A 20,502-nucleotide genomic window follows, 5' to 3' on the forward strand; every position below is an offset into this window, starting at 1 on the left:
GAGCCTCCAGCCGTGTCGAGGCTTTCACTCGTCGAGATCGCCGGCCGGCGCATCCGCGCCGGTGACGGCCACCGGCGCCAACGACTCGGCCAACCGCGACGGGGAGGTCTTCGAGGATGCCGACCGCCTCGACCTCGAACGGGCCAACGGCCGGCGGCACTTGGCCTTCGGCTACGGCACGCACCAGTACCTGGGCGCCAACTTGGCGCGCGCCGGACTTCAGATCGCCTACCCGGCGCTGCCGCGCAGGTTCCCCGGGCTGCGGACGGCGGTCCCCGACAGCGAGCTCCGCTTCCGCGGCGACATGCTGGTGTACGGAGTGCGGGAGCTGCCCGTGGCCTGGTAGGCCGGGGCCGGCTGCGCCGGAGGGAGAGCTGCGCCCACGGCACGGGGGATTCGCCGTGGGCGCAGCAGTCAAAGGGGGCGGGTCCCTGAAGCGGTGCTGCTCCTCAGGGAGTTCGCGGGGGCGCAGAGGGCCGGTCGGCGGCGTTACGAGGCGACCGATGCTCCCATCAGGGGCAGGTGCCGCGTCAGCTTGGACACCTTGTTCCTCGGCCCGTGGACGATCACTCCGAGGTACTCGAGGGTGTTGGCCGGGGTCGTCTTCAGCTCGGCCAGATAGGTGTCGTAGTCGCGGGCCTGGCGGGCCGTCTCGTTCAGGGCGACCAGCTGGACCTCGTCGGCGGCGCCCACCCGTTCGAGCAGCGTTCTCAACTCGGCTTCCGAGGCGGAGAGGACGGGGATGGGGTGGGTGTTGAGCCCGGCGTGGACACCTCCCGAGGCGTCCTCCCCGTCATGGCCCAGGGACGACCCGAGCCGGCCGCCGAGGGAGAGGGCGAGCACGGCCGACGCGTTCACCGCATGCGACACGGGCAGGTCGTCCCGGAGGACAAGAGTCACTTTCGTCTGCTTGGTCATGCGCCCCACTCGTCGTCAAACCAGTCTGTCTTCCGTGAAAAGGGTAGCCGGATGAATCGCTGAATTGCAGAACCTCCGAACGTTTGACTGCTCCGGTGGCACAATGCGGCACATGGACGAACTTGATGCGGCGATCATCAGGAATCTGCAACTGAATGCTCGGCAGTCCAACCGTGAGTTGGCCCGCCAGGTCGGGGTCGCCCCCTCCACCTCGCTCGAGCGCGTAAGGGTGCTGGAGGAGCAGGGCGTGATCACCGGCTATCGGGCAGAGCTGAACCTCGCCGCGCTGAACCGGGACTACCAGGCCTTCGTCGCCGCGCAGGTCAGACCCCTCAACCGGGCCGTGATCAGCGCATTCGAGGAATCGGTCGCCAGCCTTCCGGAGGTCGTCGGCGTCTTCGTGGTGGCCGGCAGCGACGACTTCCTCATCCATGTCGCGGTGCAGAACAACGAGGCCCTGCACGCCTTCCTGATGGACCGGCTCAGCCAGCGGCGCGAGATCGTCGGATTCAGGACGATCGTGATCTTCCGTCATGCGTCGAAGTCGCTGATGTCCGCGCTGCCGGACGTGTCGCCCGCTGCCGGGCCGCGCGGCCGCAAAGCACGCCAGTCCCGGCCCGCGAAGGAAGCGGACCGGGACGACTGAACCCATCAGGTCAGCGGGCTGCCGCCGTCAGGCGCTGGACCGCCTCCTGAAGCACGTCCTGGCCCTTGCAGAAGCCGAACCGCACCAGCCAGTCGGGCGCGTCCGAGCTCTGGTAGAAGGCGCTCGTCGGCACGGCCACCACGCCCGCGCGGTGCGGGAGTTCACGGCAGAAGGCGGTGCCGCTCTCGTAGCCCCACGACCGTACGTCGACCTGCAGGAAGTAACCGCCCTCCCCTGGGAACACCCCGAGCCCGGCCTTGCGGAGCCCCTGGGCCAGCACGTTCCGGTTGTGCTCCAGGTCGTCCCGCAGACCCTCGACCCACTCCGTCCCCGAACTCAGCATGGCCGCCACCGCGGCCTGGAACGGAGTGCCCGACGCATACGTCAGGAACTGCTTGGTCGAGGCCACCGCCGCGACCAGCCGGGCCGGGCCGCAGGCCCACCCGATCTTCCAGCCGGTGACGTTCAGCGACTTGCCCGCCGAGGAGATCACCAGGGTGCGCTCCCGCATTCCGGGCAGGGAGGCGATCGAGACATGACGCCCGCCGTCGTACACCAGGTGCTCGTACACCTCGTCGGTGACGACCGTCAGATCGTGTGCCTGGCACACGGCGGCGATGTCCGCCAGCTCCTCGGGCGTGAAGACCTTGCCGGTCGGGTTGTGCGGTGAATTGAGCAGCAGCACACGGGCGCGCGGGCCCACTGCCGCGCGCAGGGCCTCGAGGTCGAGCGCGAACCCGTCCGGGGTGACGGTGAGCGCGGCGGGGCTCACCCGGGCACCCGCTATCCGGGCGCCGGCCGGGTAGGCGTCGTAGCAGGGGTCGAAGGTGACGACCTCGTCCCCCGGGTCACAGAACGCGAGGAGCGCGGCGGCGACCGCCTCGGTGGCCCCGGTGGTGACCAGGACCTCGTCCTGGGGCCGGTAGGCGACTCCGGTCCTGGCGAGCCGGTGGGCCGCCACCGCTTCCTTCAGTTCGGGCAGACCGGTCGCCGGCGGGTACTGGTTGCGCCCCGCCTCGATGGCCTGCGTCGCATGGCGCAGGATCTGCGGGGAGCTGGCCAGCTCCGGGACTCCCTGGCCGAGGTTGATCGAACCGGTGCGCTCGGCGAGCTGCGTCATCTCGGTGAAGATGGACGTCCCGAGGTGGCCGATCCGTTCCGCGGGTGTCCAGCGTACGGACATGTCAGCGACACGCTCCTCGTGATGCGGAGCCGGACCGTCGTCGGTCCGGCAGGGGGAAGAGGACGGACGGGAGAGAAGGACGACGGCGGCCGGGGCGTACGGCGCTCTGCCGCACGCCCCGGCCGCGCTGGTCAGCCCAGCGTCACGGGCATGCGGGTCACACCCTGGATGAAGTTGGACCGCAGCCGCCGGACCGGGCCCGACGTCTCGATCTGCAACTGAGGATCGGTCAGGTGCCGGAAGAGGATGCCCAGTTCGGTCTGCGCGACGATCGCGCCGATGCACCGGTGGATGCCGACCCCGTAGGCCAGGTGCCGGTTGGGGGTCCGCGCGACGTCGAAGACGTCGGGGCGCTCGAACTGGGCCGCGTCGCGGTTGGCCGAGACGTTCCACAGCGTCACGGAGTCGCCCTTGCGCACCTGGCGGTCGCCGATCCACTGATCGGCTGTGGCCACCCGCATGACGTAGGCGTTGGTGGAGCTCCACCGCAGCATCTCGTTGACGGCACTGTCCATCAGGTCCGGCTGCTTGCGGAGCAGCTCCAACTGCTCCGGGTGCTCGAGCAGGGCCAGCAGTCCGGAACAGGCTGTGTAGGAGGACGTCTCGTTGCCGCCGACCGCGACGTTCATGCAGTTGTAGAGGATGTCCTCCTCCGGCCAGGGGCGTCCGTTGCGCTCCGCCTCGATGAGGAAACTGACGAGGTCGTCCCCGGGATTGCGGCGGCGCTCGCGGACGATCTCCGCGAAGAACTCGAAAATGTCGGCCTGGATGACCGCGAGCCGCAGCCGCTCGTCGTCGGAGGTGTCGACATAGACGGGGTCGCGGAAGCCGATCATCTTGCGGGTGAGGTCGATGAGTTCCCGCGCCGCGCTGTGCGAGACACCCATCATCGCCATGACGGCACCGGCCGGCAGTTCGGGAGCGATGTCCGTGGCGAAGTCGCAGCCGCCGTCCGCCCGGGCGCGTGCCACCGCGGCCTCGACGAGTTCGTTGACCTGGCGGGCCACCCGCTGCAGGATGCGCTGGGTGAACGCGCGGTGCACCACCTGGCGGATGTGGCGCTGGCGCGGCGGGTCGGACGCCACCAGCATCCGGCCCGCGGACGGGTCCGCCTGGCTGCGGAAGGAGCCGCCCAGCATGGGGCCGCCCTCGGAACTGAGCGTCTCGTGGTCGTTGTACAGCCGCGCGACGTCGTCGTAGCGCGTCACCGCCCAGAACCCGCCGCCCTCCATGGCGTGCCAGTGCACCGGGTCGTGCTCGCGCAGCCAGGCCAGCATGTCGTAGTGGCGCCCGGCGATGAAGGCGTCCGGATCGGTCAGATCGATCGTCACTGCCGTGCTCATACGGTCACCGGCTCCTCGCGCTTGGTCCGGATGATGCCGGCCAGGGCACCCAGTTCACTCGTGGTCAGGATCTCCCGCGCGCTGATCTCCACTCCCAGGTGGCGCACCAGCCGGCGCTGCATCCGGAAGGCCAGCAGGGAGTTGCCGCCGAGGGCGAAGAAGTCGTCGTGGACGCCGACCCCCTCGACCGCCAGCAGCTCGCCCCACAGCTCCGCCAGGTAGGTCTCCGTCTCGTCGCGTGGCGGCACGTGCTCCGCCCGGTGGCGCAGATGGTCCTCGACCATGGCGGCCAGCAGCCGGGTGTCCCGCTTGCCGTGGTCGTTTGCGGGGATCTCCGCCACGCGCACGAGCGAGCCGGGAACCATGAAGTCGGGCATCTCCTCCTGCGCGTAGATGCGCAGGTCCTTCATGGACAGCTCGTCGTGCGGCACGACCAGGGCGACCAGGTGGCGGTCGGATCCGGTACCCGCGGCCAGCACGGCGACGTCGCGAAGCTGTGGATGGCGGCTCAGGAGCCGTTCCACCTCACGCGGTTCGACCCGGTAGCCGCGGATCTTCACCTGGTCGTCGGCGCGCCCCACGTAGCGCAGGGTGCCGTCGGACTCGCGGCGCACCAGGTCCCCGGTGGCGTACATCCGGCCGCCCTGTGCGAACGGGTCGGGCAGGAACCGCTCGGCGGTCAGGCCGGGCTTGCCCAGGTAACCGCGGGCGACACCCGGGCCGGCGATGTGGAGTTCGCCCACCGTGGCCTCGTCCACCGGGTTCAGGTCCGCGTCCAGCACGTGCAGCGTGGTGCCGGTGAGCGCGCGGCCGATGGGCACGCTCTCGCCGCCGTCGGACACCTCGGTGACGTGGTGCGCCGAGCAGGCGGTCGTCCCCTCGGTGGGGCCGTAGAGGTTGTACAGCTCTCCCGAGAACGAGCTCTTCAGCAGCTGTCGGCAGGCCTCGGGCAGGATCACGTCGCCACCGGTGTGCAGCACCCGCAGGGAGGCGAACGTCTCACGGTCCTCGGCGACCACGTGGTTGAGGGCCATGGTCGGCACCAGCATGGCGGTGATGCGGCGCCTGCGCAGCTCCCTGCCGAGGTCGACGTTGAGCAGGTCCGGCATGGTCGGCAGGACGGCGATCTCCGCGCCCGCCGCGAAGGCGCACCACGTCTCGAAATGGAAGGCGTCGAAGGAGAGGCTCGAGACGTGACCGACCCGGTCCTCGGGCGTCAGGGCGGGCAGCGCGCTGTTCGTGGCGAAGTGCACGATGTTGCCGTGCTCCAGGACCACGCCCTTGGGCGTGCCGGAGGAGCCCGAGGTGAACAGGACGCAGGCGGCGTACGCCGGGTGGACGTCGCCCAGTGCCGCCGGTGCGGGCGGCACGTCGTCGAGGTCGAACTCCCACACGCCCGCGTCCGCCCCGCCGCCGGCCAGCTGCTCGCGCCCGCCGGGATCGGTGACCACCAGGACCGGCCTGCTCTCACTCAGCATCAGGTCGCGGCGGGTGTCGGGATAGCGGGTGTCCACCGGCACGTAGGCGGCGCCGGTCTTGAGGATGCCGAGCAGGGTGACGAAGACGGGCACGCCGCGCTGCAGGTAGTACGCGACGCGCAGGCCCGTTCCGGCGCCGCGCTCCAGCAGGGCGGCGGCGACCCGGTCGGACTGCTCGTCCAGTTCCGCATAGGTGAGCCGGGTGCTGTCGTCGCTCACGGCGGAGCGGTCGGGGTGCCGGCGCGCCGTAGTGCGGAACAGCTCCAGCAGGGTGCCGGGGCTGCCGGGCGCCGCCTCGGGCACCTGCGGCTCGCTGGAGAGGGCGTCGGCGTGCGTCACGCACGCCTCGCGGCTGCCCTGGAAACCCGCCGGCTGCCAGCCGGCGGGCAGCGGCCGTGCGGCGGGCCACATGCTCAGGACGTCATCGGAGTTGCGTATCAGGGTGAACAGGTCAGAGATCGTTTCAGTCATCACAGTCTCTCGTCGGGAGAAGACGGGAAAGGACGGGAGTGGACGGGCTTGCCGGTGGGCCGGTGTCGGCGGCCCCGGCAGCGCCGTCACAGACCGTCGGCCAGTCGGCGTTCGCCTTCCGCCAGCACTTCGTGGCTCTTGTTGAAGGCGATGCGGACGTGACCGGAGTCGGCGGTGTGGTCCCGGAAGAAACATCGCCCCGGTACGACCAGCACACGACGCCGCGCGGCCAGCTCCCGCACGAAGGTCTCGCAGTCCTCGTCGGTGATCCGGCTGATGTCGGCCATGACGTAGCAGCCGCCTTCCGGCGCCCGGCACGGCAGCCCGGCCGCGGTGAACATGGCCACCGTCCGGTCCCGCAGCACTTCCAGCTCCGCGGCCGGATTCCACGCGGCGTCCTGCAGGATGCCGGATGCGGCCACCGCCCGCTGCAACGGCCCGCTCGCGCTGAAGCTGGTCGCCAGGTGCACCGCGCGCAGCCGCTCGGTGATCCGCTCACCGGCATGCAGATGACCGATGCGCCAGCCGCTGAGCGCGTGCGCCTTCGACAGGCTGCCGATCACGATGCTGCGCTCCCGCAGACCAGGGACCTGCGCGGCCGACACGTGCCGCACCCCGTCGTAGACGAAGGGGGCGTACACCTCGTCGGAGATCACGCTCACGTTCCACTTCTCGCACAGCCCGGCGAGTTCCTCCAGCTCCTGTCGGGTCAGGGTGCGGCCGGTGGGATTGGCGGGGGAGTTGATGACGACGGCTCGGGTACGGGGCCCGAAGGCGGCCGCCAGTTCCTGCGGATCCCAGCGCCAGTCCGGCGCCCGCAGCTTCACGAAGCGGGGCACGCCGCCGGCCAGGGCCAGCGCCGCGAGGAAGTTCTCGTAGAACGGTTCCAGGAGCACCACTTCGTCGCCCGGATCGACCGTGGCGAGCATGGCCACGGACAGCGCCTCGGAGGCGCCGGTGGTGATGGTCAGCTCGGTCCGCGGGTCCACCGGGTAGGGCAGCCGCTGCGCGAGCTGGGCGCGCAGTTCCGCGTTGCCGTTCGTGTCCTCGTACTGCTGGTCGCCCTCGCGCAGCTGCCGGACGGCGGCGTCCAGGGCGGCCCGGGGCGGACGGGGTGCGCCGGGCACGCCTCCCGCCAGGTCGAGGGCGCCCCATTCCCGTCCCAGGTGCAGCAGTTGCGCCAGCGAGCCGGCGGGCAGGCCGTTGAGGCGCGCGGCTCCGCGGGGGAGGTGCGCGGCGGGTGGAACAGTGGTGGTCATGTCCCCTCCTGAGCGGTGCGGACGGCAGCGGCCGGCTCGCGGAGCGAAGGCAGCGCGGGCATCCAGTGCGGGCGTGCCGTCTCGTAGGCGGTGATGCTGTCCGCCTGGCGCAGGGTGACGGCGATGTCGTCGTAGCCGTGGAGCAGCAGCCACCGTGTCCGCTGCTCCAGCTCGAACGGCCAGGTGTGGCCGCCTGCCCGGACCTGAAGTGCCTCGACGTCGATGGCGACCTCGAAGGAGGGATCGCGCTCGGAGGCGTCGAACAGCGTCTCCATCACGGATTCCGGCAGGGTGACGGCGAGCAACTGGTTCTTCAGGGCGTTGCGTTGGAAGATGTCGCCGAACCGTGCGGACAGGACGGCGACGAACCCCCAGTCGCGCAGACCCCAGACCGCGTGCTCGCGCGAACTTCCGGTGCCGAAGTCGGGGCCCGCCAGCAGCACGCTGCTGCCGGCCCGCTCGGGCCGCTCCAGGACGAAGTCCGGCTCCGCGCGCCAGCGGTGGAACACCGCGTCCTCGAACCCGGACTTCGCCACGCGCTTGCAGAACTCGGCCGGCATGATCTGGTCGGTGTCGACGTTGCTGCGGCGCAGGGGCACCGTTCGGCCGACATGGTGGACAAGAGGCTGCAGTGCCCCGGACAGTGAGGTCATGTCAGGTCTCCAGGGCCGGCCAGGCGGCCGACGACCGCTGTCGCCGCCGCGACGGCAGGAGACACCAGGTGCACCCTGGATTGGCCGCCCAGCCGTCCTTCGAAGTTGCGGTTGGACGTGGTGGCGACCCGCTCCTGTCCCGAGGCGCGGTCCGGGTTGAGCCCGGGACACATCGAGCAGCCGGGCATCCGCCATTCGGCGCCCGCCGCCTTGAACACCTGGTCGAGCTCCTCCGCCTCGGCCCGGCGCCGCACTTCGGCGGAGCCCGGGACCACCAGCATCCGGACCCCCTCGGCCAGTTCCCGCCCGCGCAGCACGTCGGCCGCGGCCCGCAGGTCCTCCAGCCGGCCGTTGGTGCACGACCCGAGGAACACCGCGTCGACGGACACGTCCCGTATCGGGGTGCCGGCGGTGAGGCCCATGTACTGCAGGGCCCGGCGGGCCGCGGCCCGCTCCGCCGCGTCGGCGAACTCGTCGGGGGAAGGGACCGTGCCCGAGACGGGGACCGTCTGGCCGGGGTTGGTCCCCCACGACACCTGGGGCGAGAGGGCGGAGACGTCGATCGTTACGGTGCGGTCGTGCACCGCTCCCGGGTCCGTCACCAGCGACCGCCACAGGACGAGGGCCTCTTCCCACGCCCGGCCGGTCGGAGCGTGCGGCAGTCCGGACAGGTACGCGAAGGTCGCCTCGTCGGGTGCGAACATCCCCGCCCGGGCGCCGGCTTCGATGCTCATGTTGCACATCGTCATCCGGCCCTCCATGGACAGGGTCCGTACGCCCTCGCCCCGGTACTCCAGCACGTGCCCCTGCGCGCCGCCCGGGCCGATCCGGGCGATCAGGGCGAGGATCAGGTCCTTCGCGGTGACATCGGCGGGCAGGCTGCCGGTGAACTCCACGGCCATGGTGCGCGGCCGGGACAGGGACAGCGTCTGGGTCGCCAGCACGTGCTCGACGTCGCTGGTGCCGATCCCGAAGGCCAGCGCCCCGAAGGCCCCCAGCGTGGAGGTGTGGCTGTCCCCGCACACGGCGGTCATCCCCGGCTGGACCAGGCCCAGTTGAGGCGCGATGACGTGCACGATGCCCTGGCGGTCATCGCCCATCCGGTACAGCTGGATGCCGTGCTCGGCGCAGTTGCGGCGCAGCGTCTCGAGCTGGAGAAGCCCGATGGGATCGCGCACTTCAGTGGTGTCCGTGGGGACGTTGTGGTCCTCGACGGCCAGCGTCAGGTCGGGGCGCCGTACCTGCCGGCCCGTCAACCGCAGGCCGTCGAAGGCCTGCGGCGAGGTGACCTCGTGCATGAGGTGCAGATCGATGTAGAGCAGGTCGTCCTCGGTCACCGCGGCATCGGCCGCGGGCGTCACGATGTGCCGTTCCCAGACCTTCTCGGCCAGGGTGCGCGGGCGACCCATCAGACCTCCGTGGCGACGGGAACGGCGCCCAGCTCGCGCGCCAGCCGCTCCTTGACCACGGACAGTTCGTCACAGTCGCCGCCCACGCGCTCCGCGACGTGGTCGCGGTAGAGCTCGGTCAGCCGGTCCTCGTCCACCTTGACGCCGAGTTCGTCCAGGAGGTGACGCAGTACGGAACGCCCGGAGTGACGGCCGATCAGGATGGAGCGCTGCCGGCCGAAGCGGGCGGGCTCGACGTACTCGTACGTGGCCGGGTTCCGCAGGACCCCCTGCTGGTGGACGCCGGCCGCGGTACCGAAGGCGTACGTCCCGAAGATCGCCTTGTTCCGGGGTTCCTCGAGCCGGATGATGTCGCGCAGGGTCGCGTAGGCCGCGTACATACCCTCGGTCCTGATGTCGGTGCGCAGGCCGAGCTGTTCGCCCTTGTAGGCGAGAAGAGCGGCCAATTCCTCCAGGGCGGTGTTGCCCGCCCGCTCTCCGATGCCGCCGAGCGTCACCTGGACCTCGTCGGCTCCCGCCCTGAGGCCTGCGACGGCATTGGCGAGCGCGAGGCCGAAGTCATCGTGGCAGTGGGTGGAGATACGGACCGGTGAAGGGGCCCATTCACGGAAGTCGGCTATGAGGCCGGCGTATTCTTCGGGCGTCATGCATCCGGAGGTGTCGCCGATCACGAAACAATCGGCACCGGCCTCGACGGCGCTGACGGTAATGGCGCGGAGCAGGTCGCGTTCCCCGCGGCTGGCGTCCTCGATGGGCACGGAGACGGACTCGACGCCGAGACTGCGGGCGTAGGAGACGGCGTCCACGACCTCGTCGATGGCCTCCTTACGCGTAATCTGCCGCTTGTGCTTCAGATGCAGGTCGCTTCCCGTGGCCATTACCTGAACTTCGTGCCGATCGACACCGCCGGCTTCGACGGCCTTATCGATGTCGGCGCGCACCGCACGGCAGAAGGTGACGAACTTGGCCTTGGTCAAATTCTGTGAAATAAGCCTCGTGGCTTCGAATTCACTGGGCGAGGAAGCCGGGAATCCGGTTTCAATCGAATCGACACCGAGCGCTTCGATCTGAAGCGCGAGCCTAAGTTTGTCCTGCGGGCTCATGGCATTAGCGGGGGCTTGTTCGCCGTCCCGAAGAGTGGTGTCGAAGACGGTAATTCGGCGCGCGGCACTTTCCTGCTGCATAGAAATCCTCCCGTTATGAACTTCTCTGTGCGGCGAAGGGCTGTCCGAATGAGTCGAACCGTGCGTGGCCTCCAACGGAACGCGAGATGGGTGGCTGGAGTAGCCACATAGCGACAAGAATCACCGTACAACACGCTGATTGCGCCAGTCCATCAATAATTTGTGAGGTGACGCGCCTCCCAGGCGCACCGACGGGGGCCCGAGACGCGTAATTGACTGAATTGTTTCTGTCGCAGAGCCAGGGCAACCCGCGCCTGTGACCAGCGGTTTCCGGACGCAAGTCAAATATTTGAGCATCCGTGGCGAGCGGGCGGAGTATTTCCTGCCGAGCACCGGACGGGCGGTACGATTTTCCTGGGTGACGCATTTAACTCTGTCGTGTAAGCGGCTCTTTCCAGCCAGCGGCAATGTGGCCACGAGATGAAGTGCGGGGACTTTTTTCCGGAACCCTTGACATCTCCACCGCGGTAAGTGGCAGAGTCGACATCGCTTTGTGAAAGGAGCGGACATGGCCGCAGTGGAGAAGGTCAAGAGTTACTACCGGGAAGGGGAGCGAGATGCTCCGGTTCGCCTTCTCGCGTTTCATCACGGAGGCGGTTCCGCTTTGTCGTTCCTGCCCTTGGCTCGCAGGCTTCCTGCCGGATGCGAGGCATTCCTCTTTGAGCTAAACGGCCGGTCGGGTGAGACCGATCAACGCCCCGCCGCACATTTCTCAGAGGCCTGTGCCCGGTTCGTGGAAGACGCGACGGAGGTCGTCGACAGACCGACCATCGTGCTGGGGCACAGTCTCGGCGCTCTGTTCGCCCACAATGTCGCCGGCCTGCTTCCGCCCGCGCAGCACAACTTTCTCCACACGGTAATTGTGTCGGCATCCCGATCGGCCGTATCCACCGCCGAAACCGCGCCCATGCCGAAGCGGCCCTTCACCGTCCGCAGCGAGGACTCCCTGCTCAACGACCTGCGCACCTTCGGCGGAATCCAACCGGAACTGCTGGACGATCCGGATTTCGTGGAGATCGCGGTCGACCTTTTGGGACACGACCTTCATCTTGCGGACACATACGTGCCCCTGCCGGACGGACCGACAGCAATTCCGCACCAGGTCTGGTACGGGACGGACGACTCGACGGTCTCACCGCAGGAGCTGGCCCGCTGGGACGAAAGCTGCACCGCGCCGCCGCTGCACCGCGGCTTCCCAGGAGGCCACTTCTACCTCTACGAGCGCTCCGAGCCCGAGACCGCACTCGGTGAACTCGTCGCCGCCGCGGCGACATCCACCGCGAACTCGAGCTCCTCGGCCTGAGGAACCGTCCACCGCCGGGAGCGCACGTACAGGATCGCTCCAATCCCCACCAGCAACGGCAGGATCAGCAGCCATCCGCTGAACGCCATGACCACCACGGTGAAGACGACGGCTACGAGCGCGGCACACCACAGCGGCGTGCCGCGTCGAAGCAGCCGCAGCGAGGCGGCCATCCCCGCGGCGGTGACCGCCGCCAGAAACGCCGACGTCGCCCGCATCAACGGATCGAGGTCCAGGGGCACCAGCCATGCGACGAGCGTCAGCACCCCGATGAGCACGGCCTGCACCGACAGGCTGCGCCGCGGAACCTGGCCCGCGCTGCCCCCCTTCGCCAGCCAGGCCGGCAACGCCCCGTCCCGGCCCAGGGCCGCGCCCAGCCGGGCCGCCCCGGCGATGAAGGTGTTCACCGCTCCCAGGCTGAGGCATATCGCGGCCGCCGCGGTCAGCCCACGGGCGCCGTTGCCGAGCCCCGTGTCCAGCAGCGTCATCAACGGCACCTCGGACGCGCCGGCGCTGTCGCCGAGCACACCGATGGTGACGAACGACAGGCCGAGGTAGAGCACGCTGACCAACGACAGCGTGATGGCCGTGGCGCGCGGCAAGTGCCTTCGGGGGTCGGCGAATTCGGCGGAGAGATGGCTGGCCGCCTCCCATCCGCTGAACGCGTAGAACAGCACCAGCGCAGCGGAGCCCACCGACATCCAGCCGTCCGGCATGAACGGGGTGAAGTGCGCCGACTCGACGTGCGGGACCGCGAACACGGTCGCACTCACCAGCAGCAGGACCAACAGGCCGACGAGCACCAGCTGCAGTCGGCCCGACACGTGGAGACCGACGAAGTTCGCCGCGACCGCCAGAGCGAGAATGAGCGCCGCCGCACCGTACTCGGCGCCCGGCGCCAGCCCCAGTATCTCCGCGACGTAGTTGCCCCCGGCCAGCGCGCCGGCCAGCACCCCGACCGGCACCGCGGCATAGAACAGCCAGCCCACACAGGCCGATGCCCGGGGACCGAACGCCCGGGCGACGAAGGACGACACACCACCGCCGTCGGGATACCGGGCGCCCAACGTGGCGAACGTCAGGGCGACGGGAATGCTCAGAACCAGCAGAATCGCCCACGAGATCATCGAGGCGGGGCCCGCCGCAGCCGCCGCCAGCGCGGGCAGCGCCAGGACTCCCGGCCCCAGCACCGCCCCCATGTACAGGGCAGTGCCCTGCCCCAAACCCAAGCGTCCCCCGTGCATATGGATGCTTCCTCCCCCGTGCTGCACGCCCCTGACCACGGCCGGGAACGCGCCTGCTCCACATTCGCACTGGGAGTCTAAGGAGCGATCCACAAATCACGAACGCGCATCGTACGAACATTCGGAGAGCCCCCCTGATCAAGGCCCGCGTCAGCCATACGGCGGTCACAGGTGCCCAACTCCGACCATTCGTTCGCACCAACCTGCTGCCGCAGTCCTCGATCGCACCGGGCTGCCGCAGCTCTCGATCGACCCCCGATGCCGCAGTCCTCGACCGAACCCGGCTGCCGCAGCTCTCGACCGAACCCCGCTGCCGCAGCCCTCGACCGAACGTGGATGCCCCAGCCTTCAACCGAACGCGGATGCCGCAGCTCTCGACCGAACCCCGCTGCCGCAGCCCTCAACCGAACGTGGATGCCGCAGCCCTCAACCGAACAGGAACAACGCATCCACCCGGCCGGACCGCAGACCGTGCGAACTCGCCCCTCGTGACAGGTCGCGCCGAGCGCGTTCGCCCACGTGGTGCTGTGCTTCCTCGTAAAACCAGGGCGGGGCGGGCCTGCTCCCGAGGTACTGCGGCGGGCGCTGCGCTCGTACGTCCTGCCGGTTCCTCGCCGGGAGCGGCAGCCGGAGGAGATCGCGGCGGCCGTGTGGTGGATCGAGAAGGCCTCGCTCCCTGTGGGGGAGTTGCAGGAGATCGACCGAGTGCATGAGCTGATCGACGGGTTGGGGCGGAGGCTCGACGGCAAGCCTGCGGCGACCCGGACGTACCGGCGTCGCCGTGCGTCCGTCTTCAACGCACTCGAATTTCCGGTGGAGTTGGAACACCTCACGTCCAACCCGCTGAGCCGGATGCGGCGCAAACGGGGCAAGCGGGCGGTCCAGGAGGTTGACCGTCGGGTGGTGGTCAACCCTCGGCAGCCTCGGTAGCTGCTCACTGCGCTCACCTACGTGGGTGGCTACGAGCGTGCGAGCGGCCGACGGCTGCGGGCATTCTTCGGGTGCCTGTACTACGCGGCCATGCGGCTGGGTGAAGCGCGCTGGGACTCCGCCCTCTTGGATCAAGTATCCGCAAAAGATCACAAGAGGTTCCGGTCCATTACCTTCCCGGACAAACCTCCGCTCTGGAATGCTGTGCTGACTGAGCTATAGGCATTGCCCAGGGGGAGGCCATGCAGTGGACGACGTGCGTAAGTTGTGGCGCACTTGGCGGCCTCGTCGTGGAGATAGTGGTCTTCTACGGGCGCATCGCGGCATGGCAGGCGGCTCGCCATCGCGCCCTGGCGAAGAACAAGACGAGAGATCAGCTACCGCCGCTCGGCAAGTACATCGACGCACCGTCCGATGCACTGGCGGCACTCACTCGGCTCTCTCTGGGTGCAAGCGCCGGATGGATCTTTTCCCCGCAACTGACTGGAGCATTCGCAGCGGTCGCGGTGGGAGCCTCTGCTCCGGCGCTGTTGCGGCAACTTGGCAGCGCAAAGACCGTCCAAGCGGCGATAAACGGGAGTCGCAGCGCCGTTGTGGCCCTGGAGCCGGCCCAGCAGTCCGCGACTTTGCCGGATGGAGCGGAGGTCGGCCGTGAGTAATCTCCGCCAACGCTATTGGGCGTCTCTGACTGATTCCAGGAACGAAAACCTTGAATCACTGGACCACTTCATCGGAAACGGTCGATACAAGGACCGAGTTCTGTGGCGCAGGTACCTTGCCTCGTTGTTCGACATCGAACTGACTGTAAAAGCCTCGGTTGGGAACTCAAGGAACAGTTCAGCCACAGAAATCCGAAGCATCGTCGCTCCAGTCCGTAAGAATTGGCTGGTCGTCGCTGCTTCCGTACTTCTGGTTTTTGGGGCCGGGTTCGGCACTTCGTTCTTTTTGAACGACCAGAAGGCAGCGGCGTCGCCTGTGGTCATCGGCGCCGCACCCACGTTGCCAGCTGGAGCACACACGGAGGCTGGAGGGTACGCGTGGGTCACGCCCAAGGGTTGGAGGCGGGATCTGAAGACGGGGACCGAGGTGCACTACACTTCCCCGGCCGGAAATCAGGAACTCGTGGCCAAGTCTTCACCGGCCCGAGGTGACCTGATGCAGACCTGGGAGGCTTCCGAGCGTAATGTCCCCCAGGCCGGGGACTATCGGAAGATTCGTTTTCTAGAGGCCACTTTCCGTGGCTGGCCCGCGGTTGTTTGGGAATACACCTTCAAGTTGCAAGGAGTGCACTGGCACGCCTTGCTTCTCGGCTTCAATGCCTACGGTAAGTCGTACCAGATCAACACCTGGTATCAGGCTGACGTCGAGGTTCAGGCGCTCAAGACTTACAGCGTGGTTAAGGACAGCTTCACGGTGCTCTGAACTTCCCGGAACTCTCTCTGAGGTGAGAATCAGAGATTTCGTTCGAGCGCGGAGGCCCCCCATGGTCTGTGCTCGCTGACCTGTTCTGTAAATTCTCGCGAAGTTGCGTTGTCGCTCGTCGCTGAAAGGTTCTGTCGAAACTCCGCGAGATAGCTAACACATCGGGCGGAGCGCCGCGCTCAGCGCAGCCTCGCATGCGGCGACGTCACCGGTACGCGCAAGCGCGCGGGCCTCCATGGCGTGGAACTGGGCACGCAGGGTCGGCGTGGCCACCGGGGAAATGCCCATGAGCGCGGCTCGGGCGAGTGTCGCGCCGTGTGTGTACTGACCGAGGAACGTGGCCTGGTGACTCATCGCGGAGAGGATGCTCCCTGCAAGTTGCCGGTCGTTGGCGTCCTGGGCTAACCGGAGTGCCTGGAGGAAATACCGCCGAGCGAGGCCGGGATGGCAGGAGTCGTAGGACATCCAGCCGGCAAGCAGCGTTGCTTCAGCGGCAGCTGAGAAGAGGGCTCGCCCTACCTGCTCCGTGTGCTTCCCTCGCAACATCGGCAAAACGTCGTTACTGAGGTACTGGATTAGGGCATGGCGCGCGTGATCCCCACCGAACTGGTCGTCGAGCCGAGCGAACATGTCCGCGGTGGTCTTGACGGCGGCGACGTCACCCAGCCCAACACGCAGACCCTCTGCGCGTGGACGGGGAATCGCGGGCTCGGGAGCCACCAACCAGCGAAGGGACGCTTCACTCCACGTCGGCTCGGATGGCTCGGCTTCCAACAAAGGCTCGTACCGGTTGAGGTCCGCTCGCCACAGGTTCCCGACGGCTTGGATCGCCGCATCCGGACTGGCCGGGTAGCCGGCGTCCAAGAGGGCGGAGTCCTGCTGCGAACTGTGGCTCAGCCCGAGTTCCGAAGCGCTAACCCCGTAGACGTCACAGAGGAGCGGGCCGTAGAAGTCATCCGGCGTACTGTGCCCGTTCTCCCAACTGGCAATACGGCGCTTGACGCTCGCATCCGACGGAAGTTGATGACCACGCCGAGCGGCAGCCTGGCGCAGTTCGCGCACCAATCTCGGCTGACTCCGCCCTCGACCTGTGCGGGCCTCACGTAAGTGAACGCTGATCGACTCCATCGGGGGACGTGTCCGTTCCTTCCCTGCACGGGTGTTGGTACGACGACTCGTTCCGGGCATCGAATGTACGCACCCGTCACCGTCTGTGGCAGGCGACTAAAGAGATCGTCCCCGAGACCGGGGTGACGAGGGATGACGCATCATGCGCTGACACGTCATCCCTCGTCCACGCTTGTCATCTGCCCTGGTCAGGCTAGGCGCCCCACTCTGGAGTCACAGCGGCACCGAAGCCGCAACGCACTCCGATCGAGGTGGGATGACGGTGCAAAGGATGACCAGCAGGGGAGTGGAGTGGCTCTCCGCGGCGGCCGATGATCCGGAGAAGTGCCGAGCGGTCTGGACGGAGGATCCGTGCAGGCCCTGCATGTTGCCGACGGGCCGGCTCTTCGACGTAGTTGTGGTGAACGAGCGTCTTGGCTTGGAGACCTTCGACCAACTGCTCCGCCGAGTCGCGCCGTTCGGTCCTGCTCTGGTGGACCACAAGGCTCGTTGCGTCGGATTCTTCCTCTCCTCCGACAGCCAGAAATCCTTCACTCATTACCTCGGTAGAGAGACGCAGACCCCACCTTGCTACCGATACCTGAACACCAAGTCCGTGGTCGTTGTCCCCGGCCCGATGCCCATGGCCGGTTACCGGTATCAGTGGCTGAGAGCTCCGACCCGGCGACCGCAGGCGAACCCCCCTGGCCGAGAAACTGACCGGTGCCACCGCCGAGTCAACCCTGGCGGCCGGCACGGTGATTCCGGCTCGTGCCCACACCTCCTACGCCTACGACGAGGGAGCCCCCGCTGACGCGGCGGTTTCCGAGCTGGTCACCTCCTCCACCACGGGTGCAGTCATCGCCGGCTACGCCGCCGACGCGGAGGCCAGGGCCACGACCACCACCTACGACTGGTCCACGGGGGCCGAGTTGACCACCACGGGCGGCGGCGAGTCCGCCGGCCTGGTGACCAGCTACGACGACACGGGCCGGGTGGCCACCACCCGCACCCCCGGATCGTCCGGCTCGGACGCGGGCAGCCTGGTGTACACCTACTACGACGCGGACGCCACCGGCACCTGCGCCTCGACCGAGTGGGACGGCCTGCTCTGCAAGACGGCCCCGGCCGCAACCATCTCGGGCGGTGGAACCAACCCCGCCGAGGCCATCACCACCGTCTACTCCTACGGCCGGTGGGGCCAGGTCGTCACCAAGGCCGAGAGCGCCAACGGCGTGACCCGCACGACCACCACCACGCCCGACGCGGCAGGCCGTCCGACCGGTACGACCGTCACCGGCGGCACCGGAACGGGCACCCCGGCCACCACGATCACCTACGACGGACCCACCGGCCAAGTCGCCACCACCGCCGCGAACGGCAAGACGTCCACCACGGCATACGACGCCTTGGGCCGGACGCTCTCGTACAGCGACGGAGCGGGCAACACCACCTCCTACACCTACGACATCCTCGACCGCCCGGTGACGGCGTCCGGCTCGGTGCCCTCCACCACCACCTACGCATACGACGACACCACCGGCCAGGCCCTGTCCGTCACCGACTCTGTAGCCGGGAAGTCCACGGCCACCGCCTACGACGCCGACGGCGCTCTCACGGGTGAATCACTCCCCGATGGCTACACCCTGGCCAAGACCTACGACACGACAGGCAACCAGACCTCGGTGACCTACGCGGACTCCACGGGCACCACCGTGCTCTCCGACGTCGCGACCTACACCATCCACGGCAAGCAGGCCGACCACACCCAGACCGACGGCGGAACCCTGTCCACGGCCTATCAGTACGACGCCTCCGGACGCCTGGCCCAGGCCACCGATGACGACGGCACGACGACGACCTCGCGTGCCTACGCCTTCGACACCGACGACAACCGCACCTCGCTGACCACCACGCTCACGGCTGCGGACGGCACCGCCACCACCTCCACCAAGGCGTACGCGTACGACACCGCGGGCCGCTTCAAGGCCGCTGGCTACAGCTATGACGCCTTCGGCCGCACCACCCAGCTGGCGGGCGACACCCTGGCCTACTACACCAACGACCTCGTGGCGAGCGAGATCGTGGGCACCGCCCGTACCACCTGGGGCCTGGACGGTTCCGGCCGCCTGGCCTCCTCCGCCACCGCGACCACCAGCGACAGCGGCACCACCTGGTCGACCACGAGCACCACGGTGAACCACTACAGCTGTGGCTGCGACACTCCGTCGTGGACAGTCACCACCGCGGGCTCCGCTTCCAAGGTCAGCCGCCATGTGTCCGACCTCTCCGGCGGCCTGGCTATCACCACCAGTGCCACCGGCGACGCGGTCCTCCAACTGGCCAACCTGCACGGTGACATCTCCGTCCAGCTGGACCTTGAGACCGCCGTCGCCAAGGTCCAGCGCTACGACGAGTACGGCAACCCACTGGACGCCGCCGCCGCAGCGAAGTACGGCTCCCTGGGCGCCTACCAGCGAGCCAACGACGGCCTGGCCGGGTACACCCTCATGGGTGTCCGCGTCTACGATCCGGCAACCGGCCGCTTCCTCCAGACCGACCCGGTCTACGGCGGCAACACCAGCGCCTACATCTACCCCGGTGACCCGATCGGTCAGACGGACACCAGCGGTGAGCTGAACTACCGCAACCAGACAAAGAAGACGAAGAACTACACGCTGGGCATCAGTAGGAACTGCACCGGGAAGTCAAAGTGCAGCCTGACCTGGTACGTGAAGCTGAAAAGTATATGGAAGAAGTACGGCTCTCTGAAGTTCGTGTACAGCATCGTCCTTCCGCTGTACAACGCCGCAAGAAATCAGAGCTACGGCCACCTGGAGTCGGGAAAATACACCTTCCATGGCTCCTGGGGCGTTCCGAACGGGAGAGGTAGACCGGAGTCGGATCGCGGGAAGTACAGGGCCATGGGGATGACCTTCTGGTTCGACTGGACAGATAACGTTGAATTCAGCGGTAAATTCACCGTTCAAGGTATCTGCGTGAGGAACCCGACCCTGAACGTCTACGGCCTCTTCACCTGAGGACCTTCGGGTTGATCATCGCCGGGGGAGAATTGGAGGGCCAGTTTCTCCCCCGGCTTCTATTGCAATTGGAGGGCGGCGAGTATGTCGAATTTCTCGGACTGGCAGGACCGGATGCTGCGAGCGGTCTGGCGGCACGGGGAGCAGCTACCGGAGGGGGTGTTGACATGGATGTCCGAACTGTACGGTGAACTCGGAGACATTTCGGAACCAGAGTTCTGTGAATCATGGACCGCGCGAACCTTTTGCATGGCACGATCGGCGTTTGAGATGGTCGTCAGGTCGGCTGAGGAGGAGACAGGGGAAGCGGCCGCCGGGGACGAATTCTGCTACATCGACTACTTGCGCGACCCGGATCTGGGGCCTGTTGGCGTGGTTCGCATCAAATCCGCAGAGGTTTCGACGCCCGATTGGGTAGACGTCCTGGGTGCCGTGGCGGAAGGAGTGCAAGAATTCATGATGAGCCACCATCGCATGGTTTGGCCTATCTGTGGCGATCACGGCCTCGGTTTGCATGTAGGTTATTTCCATGAGGCCGCTGTCTGGAAATGCACGGGAGGGACCGCAGAAGGTCACGTGGTAAGAGCGATTGATCCTGCCGTTCATCTGTAAATCAAGGCGGGACTATTACTCCGGCGGCTGCGCAGCCGGGCCGCCGGACACGGGTGGTCCGGGGAGTACTGATCGTTTCTGCGATGAATGCTGCCATCTTGAAGTCATATGCGCAGGACGGAAGTTCAAGGCCTCGCCGGTGCGCTAGCGGCAGGAAGAGCACTGGTCGGGCTGTCCAAGTGATGCGTGTGCTGCCCTGGTTGATCGTGACCGTGCAGGGCTCCGAGTGCAGGAGAGCTCTCCTCGTCTCGATGCGGCCCTCGTACAGCCACTCCCAGGCCTCGTCGGAAGCGCAGAGG

Annotated in this window: 19 protein-coding genes and 1 pseudogene; 9 read left to right on the forward strand and 11 right to left on the reverse strand. The window is 67.8% G+C overall.

Annotated elements, in window-relative coordinates:
- Nucleotides 1-61: 61 nt before the first annotated feature.
- Entirely contained in the window at nt 62-346 is a 285-nt protein-coding gene (locus tag ACFWM2_RS17200) for a hypothetical protein (RefSeq protein WP_383279681.1), read from the forward strand.
- Nucleotides 347-489: 143 nt separating this feature from the next.
- On the opposite strand, the gene ACFWM2_RS17205 is transcribed toward ACFWM2_RS17200, so the two are convergent.
- Nucleotides 490-918, reverse strand: coding sequence for a DUF2000 domain-containing protein (locus ACFWM2_RS17205; RefSeq protein ID WP_383279684.1), 429 nt, complete (start codon nt 916-918; stop codon nt 490-492).
- 112 nt (nt 919-1,030) lie between these two features.
- Between ACFWM2_RS17205 and ACFWM2_RS17210 the strand changes: the two genes are divergently transcribed.
- Entirely contained in the window at nt 1,031-1,564 is a 534-nt protein-coding gene (locus ACFWM2_RS17210) for an Lrp/AsnC family transcriptional regulator (protein WP_383279687.1), read from the forward strand.
- 10 nt (nt 1,565-1,574) lie between these two features.
- Here the strand turns inward: ACFWM2_RS17210 and ACFWM2_RS17215 are convergent, their stop codons facing one another.
- From ACFWM2_RS17215 to ACFWM2_RS17245, 7 genes are all read right to left on the reverse strand, one after another.
- Nucleotides 1,575-2,747 (reverse strand): aminotransferase class I/II-fold pyridoxal phosphate-dependent enzyme, encoded by a 1,173-nt coding sequence (locus ACFWM2_RS17215; RefSeq protein ID WP_383279690.1) that lies wholly within the window; start codon nt 2,745-2,747, stop codon nt 1,575-1,577.
- A gap of 131 nt (nt 2,748-2,878) precedes the next feature.
- Nucleotides 2,879-4,090 carry a cytochrome P450 gene (locus tag ACFWM2_RS17220; RefSeq protein ID WP_383279693.1) on the reverse strand — a complete coding sequence of 404 codons (1,212 nt, stop codon included), beginning with the start codon at nt 4,088-4,090 and terminating at the stop codon, nt 2,879-2,881.
- Nucleotides 4,087-6,039 carry an amino acid adenylation domain-containing protein gene (locus tag ACFWM2_RS17225; RefSeq protein WP_383279696.1) on the reverse strand — a complete coding sequence of 651 codons (1,953 nt, stop codon included), beginning with the start codon at nt 6,037-6,039 and terminating at the stop codon, nt 4,087-4,089. The genes ACFWM2_RS17220 and ACFWM2_RS17225 overlap by 4 nt, the downstream gene beginning before the upstream one ends.
- A gap of 86 nt (nt 6,040-6,125) precedes the next feature.
- On the reverse strand, nt 6,126-7,298 hold the full coding sequence (locus tag ACFWM2_RS17230; protein WP_383279699.1) for a pyridoxal phosphate-dependent aminotransferase: 1,173 nt from the start codon (nt 7,296-7,298) through the stop codon (nt 6,126-6,128).
- Nucleotides 7,295-7,930 (reverse strand): 3-isopropylmalate dehydratase small subunit, encoded by a 636-nt coding sequence (gene leuD / locus ACFWM2_RS17235; protein ID WP_383279801.1) that lies wholly within the window; start codon nt 7,928-7,930, stop codon nt 7,295-7,297. The genes ACFWM2_RS17230 and leuD overlap by 4 nt, the downstream gene beginning before the upstream one ends.
- Before the next feature lie 17 nt (nt 7,931-7,947).
- The gene (gene leuC / locus ACFWM2_RS17240) at nt 7,948-9,360 is read right to left on the reverse strand and encodes a 3-isopropylmalate dehydratase large subunit (RefSeq protein WP_383279702.1); all 1,413 of its coding nucleotides are present in this window, start codon (nt 9,358-9,360) and stop codon (nt 7,948-7,950) included.
- A complete protein-coding gene (locus ACFWM2_RS17245) occupies nt 9,360-10,544 on the reverse strand; it encodes a LeuA family protein (RefSeq protein ID WP_383279804.1) in 1,185 nt (394 codons plus the stop codon). The genes leuC and ACFWM2_RS17245 overlap by 1 nt, the downstream gene beginning before the upstream one ends.
- 508 nt (nt 10,545-11,052) lie before the next feature.
- Between ACFWM2_RS17245 and ACFWM2_RS17250 the strand changes: the two genes are divergently transcribed.
- Nucleotides 11,053-11,847, forward strand: coding sequence for a thioesterase II family protein (locus tag ACFWM2_RS17250; RefSeq protein ID WP_383279704.1), 795 nt, complete (start codon nt 11,053-11,055; stop codon nt 11,845-11,847).
- On the opposite strand, the gene ACFWM2_RS17255 is transcribed toward ACFWM2_RS17250, so the two are convergent.
- Nucleotides 11,760-13,070: an APC family permease gene (locus tag ACFWM2_RS17255; protein WP_383279706.1), complete on the reverse strand. Its 1,311-nt coding sequence runs from the start codon at nt 13,068-13,070 to the stop codon at nt 11,760-11,762. The genes ACFWM2_RS17250 and ACFWM2_RS17255 overlap by 88 nt on opposite strands.
- Nucleotides 13,071-13,610: 540 nt before the next feature.
- Here ACFWM2_RS17255 and ACFWM2_RS17260 point away from each other — a divergent pair.
- The 3 genes from ACFWM2_RS17260 (at nt 13,611) to ACFWM2_RS17270 (ending at nt 15,443) form a co-directional block, all read left to right on the forward strand.
- Entirely contained in the window at nt 13,611-14,021 is a 411-nt protein-coding gene (locus ACFWM2_RS17260) for a hypothetical protein (protein ID WP_383279709.1), read from the forward strand.
- A 242-nt stretch (nt 14,022-14,263) separates the two neighbouring features.
- Entirely contained in the window at nt 14,264-14,680 is a 417-nt protein-coding gene (locus ACFWM2_RS17265; RefSeq protein WP_383279712.1) for a hypothetical protein, read from the forward strand.
- Between the two features lie 124 nt (nt 14,681-14,804).
- Nucleotides 14,805-15,443 (forward strand): hypothetical protein, encoded by a 639-nt coding sequence (locus ACFWM2_RS17270; protein ID WP_383279715.1) that lies wholly within the window; start codon nt 14,805-14,807, stop codon nt 15,441-15,443.
- Between the two features lie 153 nt (nt 15,444-15,596).
- Here ACFWM2_RS17270 and ACFWM2_RS17275 read toward each other — a convergent pair whose 3' ends face one another.
- Nucleotides 15,597-16,505 carry a hypothetical protein gene (locus ACFWM2_RS17275; protein WP_383279717.1) on the reverse strand — a complete coding sequence of 303 codons (909 nt, stop codon included), beginning with the start codon at nt 16,503-16,505 and terminating at the stop codon, nt 15,597-15,599.
- Nucleotides 16,506-16,842: 337 nt separating this feature from the next.
- Here ACFWM2_RS17275 and ACFWM2_RS17280 point away from each other — a divergent pair, with 337 nt between their 5' ends.
- From ACFWM2_RS17280 to ACFWM2_RS17290, 3 genes are all read left to right on the forward strand, one after another.
- Nucleotides 16,843-17,364, forward strand: coding sequence for a bifunctional DNA primase/polymerase (locus ACFWM2_RS17280; protein ID WP_383279720.1), 522 nt, complete (start codon nt 16,843-16,845; stop codon nt 17,362-17,364).
- On the forward strand, nt 17,309-19,591 hold the full coding sequence (locus ACFWM2_RS17285; protein WP_383279723.1) for an RHS repeat-associated core domain-containing protein: 2,283 nt from the start codon (nt 17,309-17,311) through the stop codon (nt 19,589-19,591). The genes ACFWM2_RS17280 and ACFWM2_RS17285 overlap by 56 nt, the downstream gene beginning before the upstream one ends.
- Nucleotides 19,592-19,762: 171 nt before the next feature.
- Nucleotides 19,763-20,203, forward strand: a complete 441-nt coding sequence (locus ACFWM2_RS17290) for a hypothetical protein (RefSeq protein ID WP_383279726.1) — start codon at nt 19,763-19,765, stop codon at nt 20,201-20,203.
- Between the two features lies 1 nt (nt 20,204).
- On the opposite strand, the pseudogene ACFWM2_RS17295 reads toward ACFWM2_RS17290, so the two are convergent.
- Nucleotides 20,205-20,502: pseudogene (locus ACFWM2_RS17295) on the reverse strand (hypothetical protein); the annotation flags it as partial.

The sequence above is a fragment of the Streptomyces sp. NPDC058371 genome, from assembly GCF_042723265.1.
GTDB lineage: Bacteria > Actinomycetota > Actinomycetes > Streptomycetales > Streptomycetaceae > Streptomyces.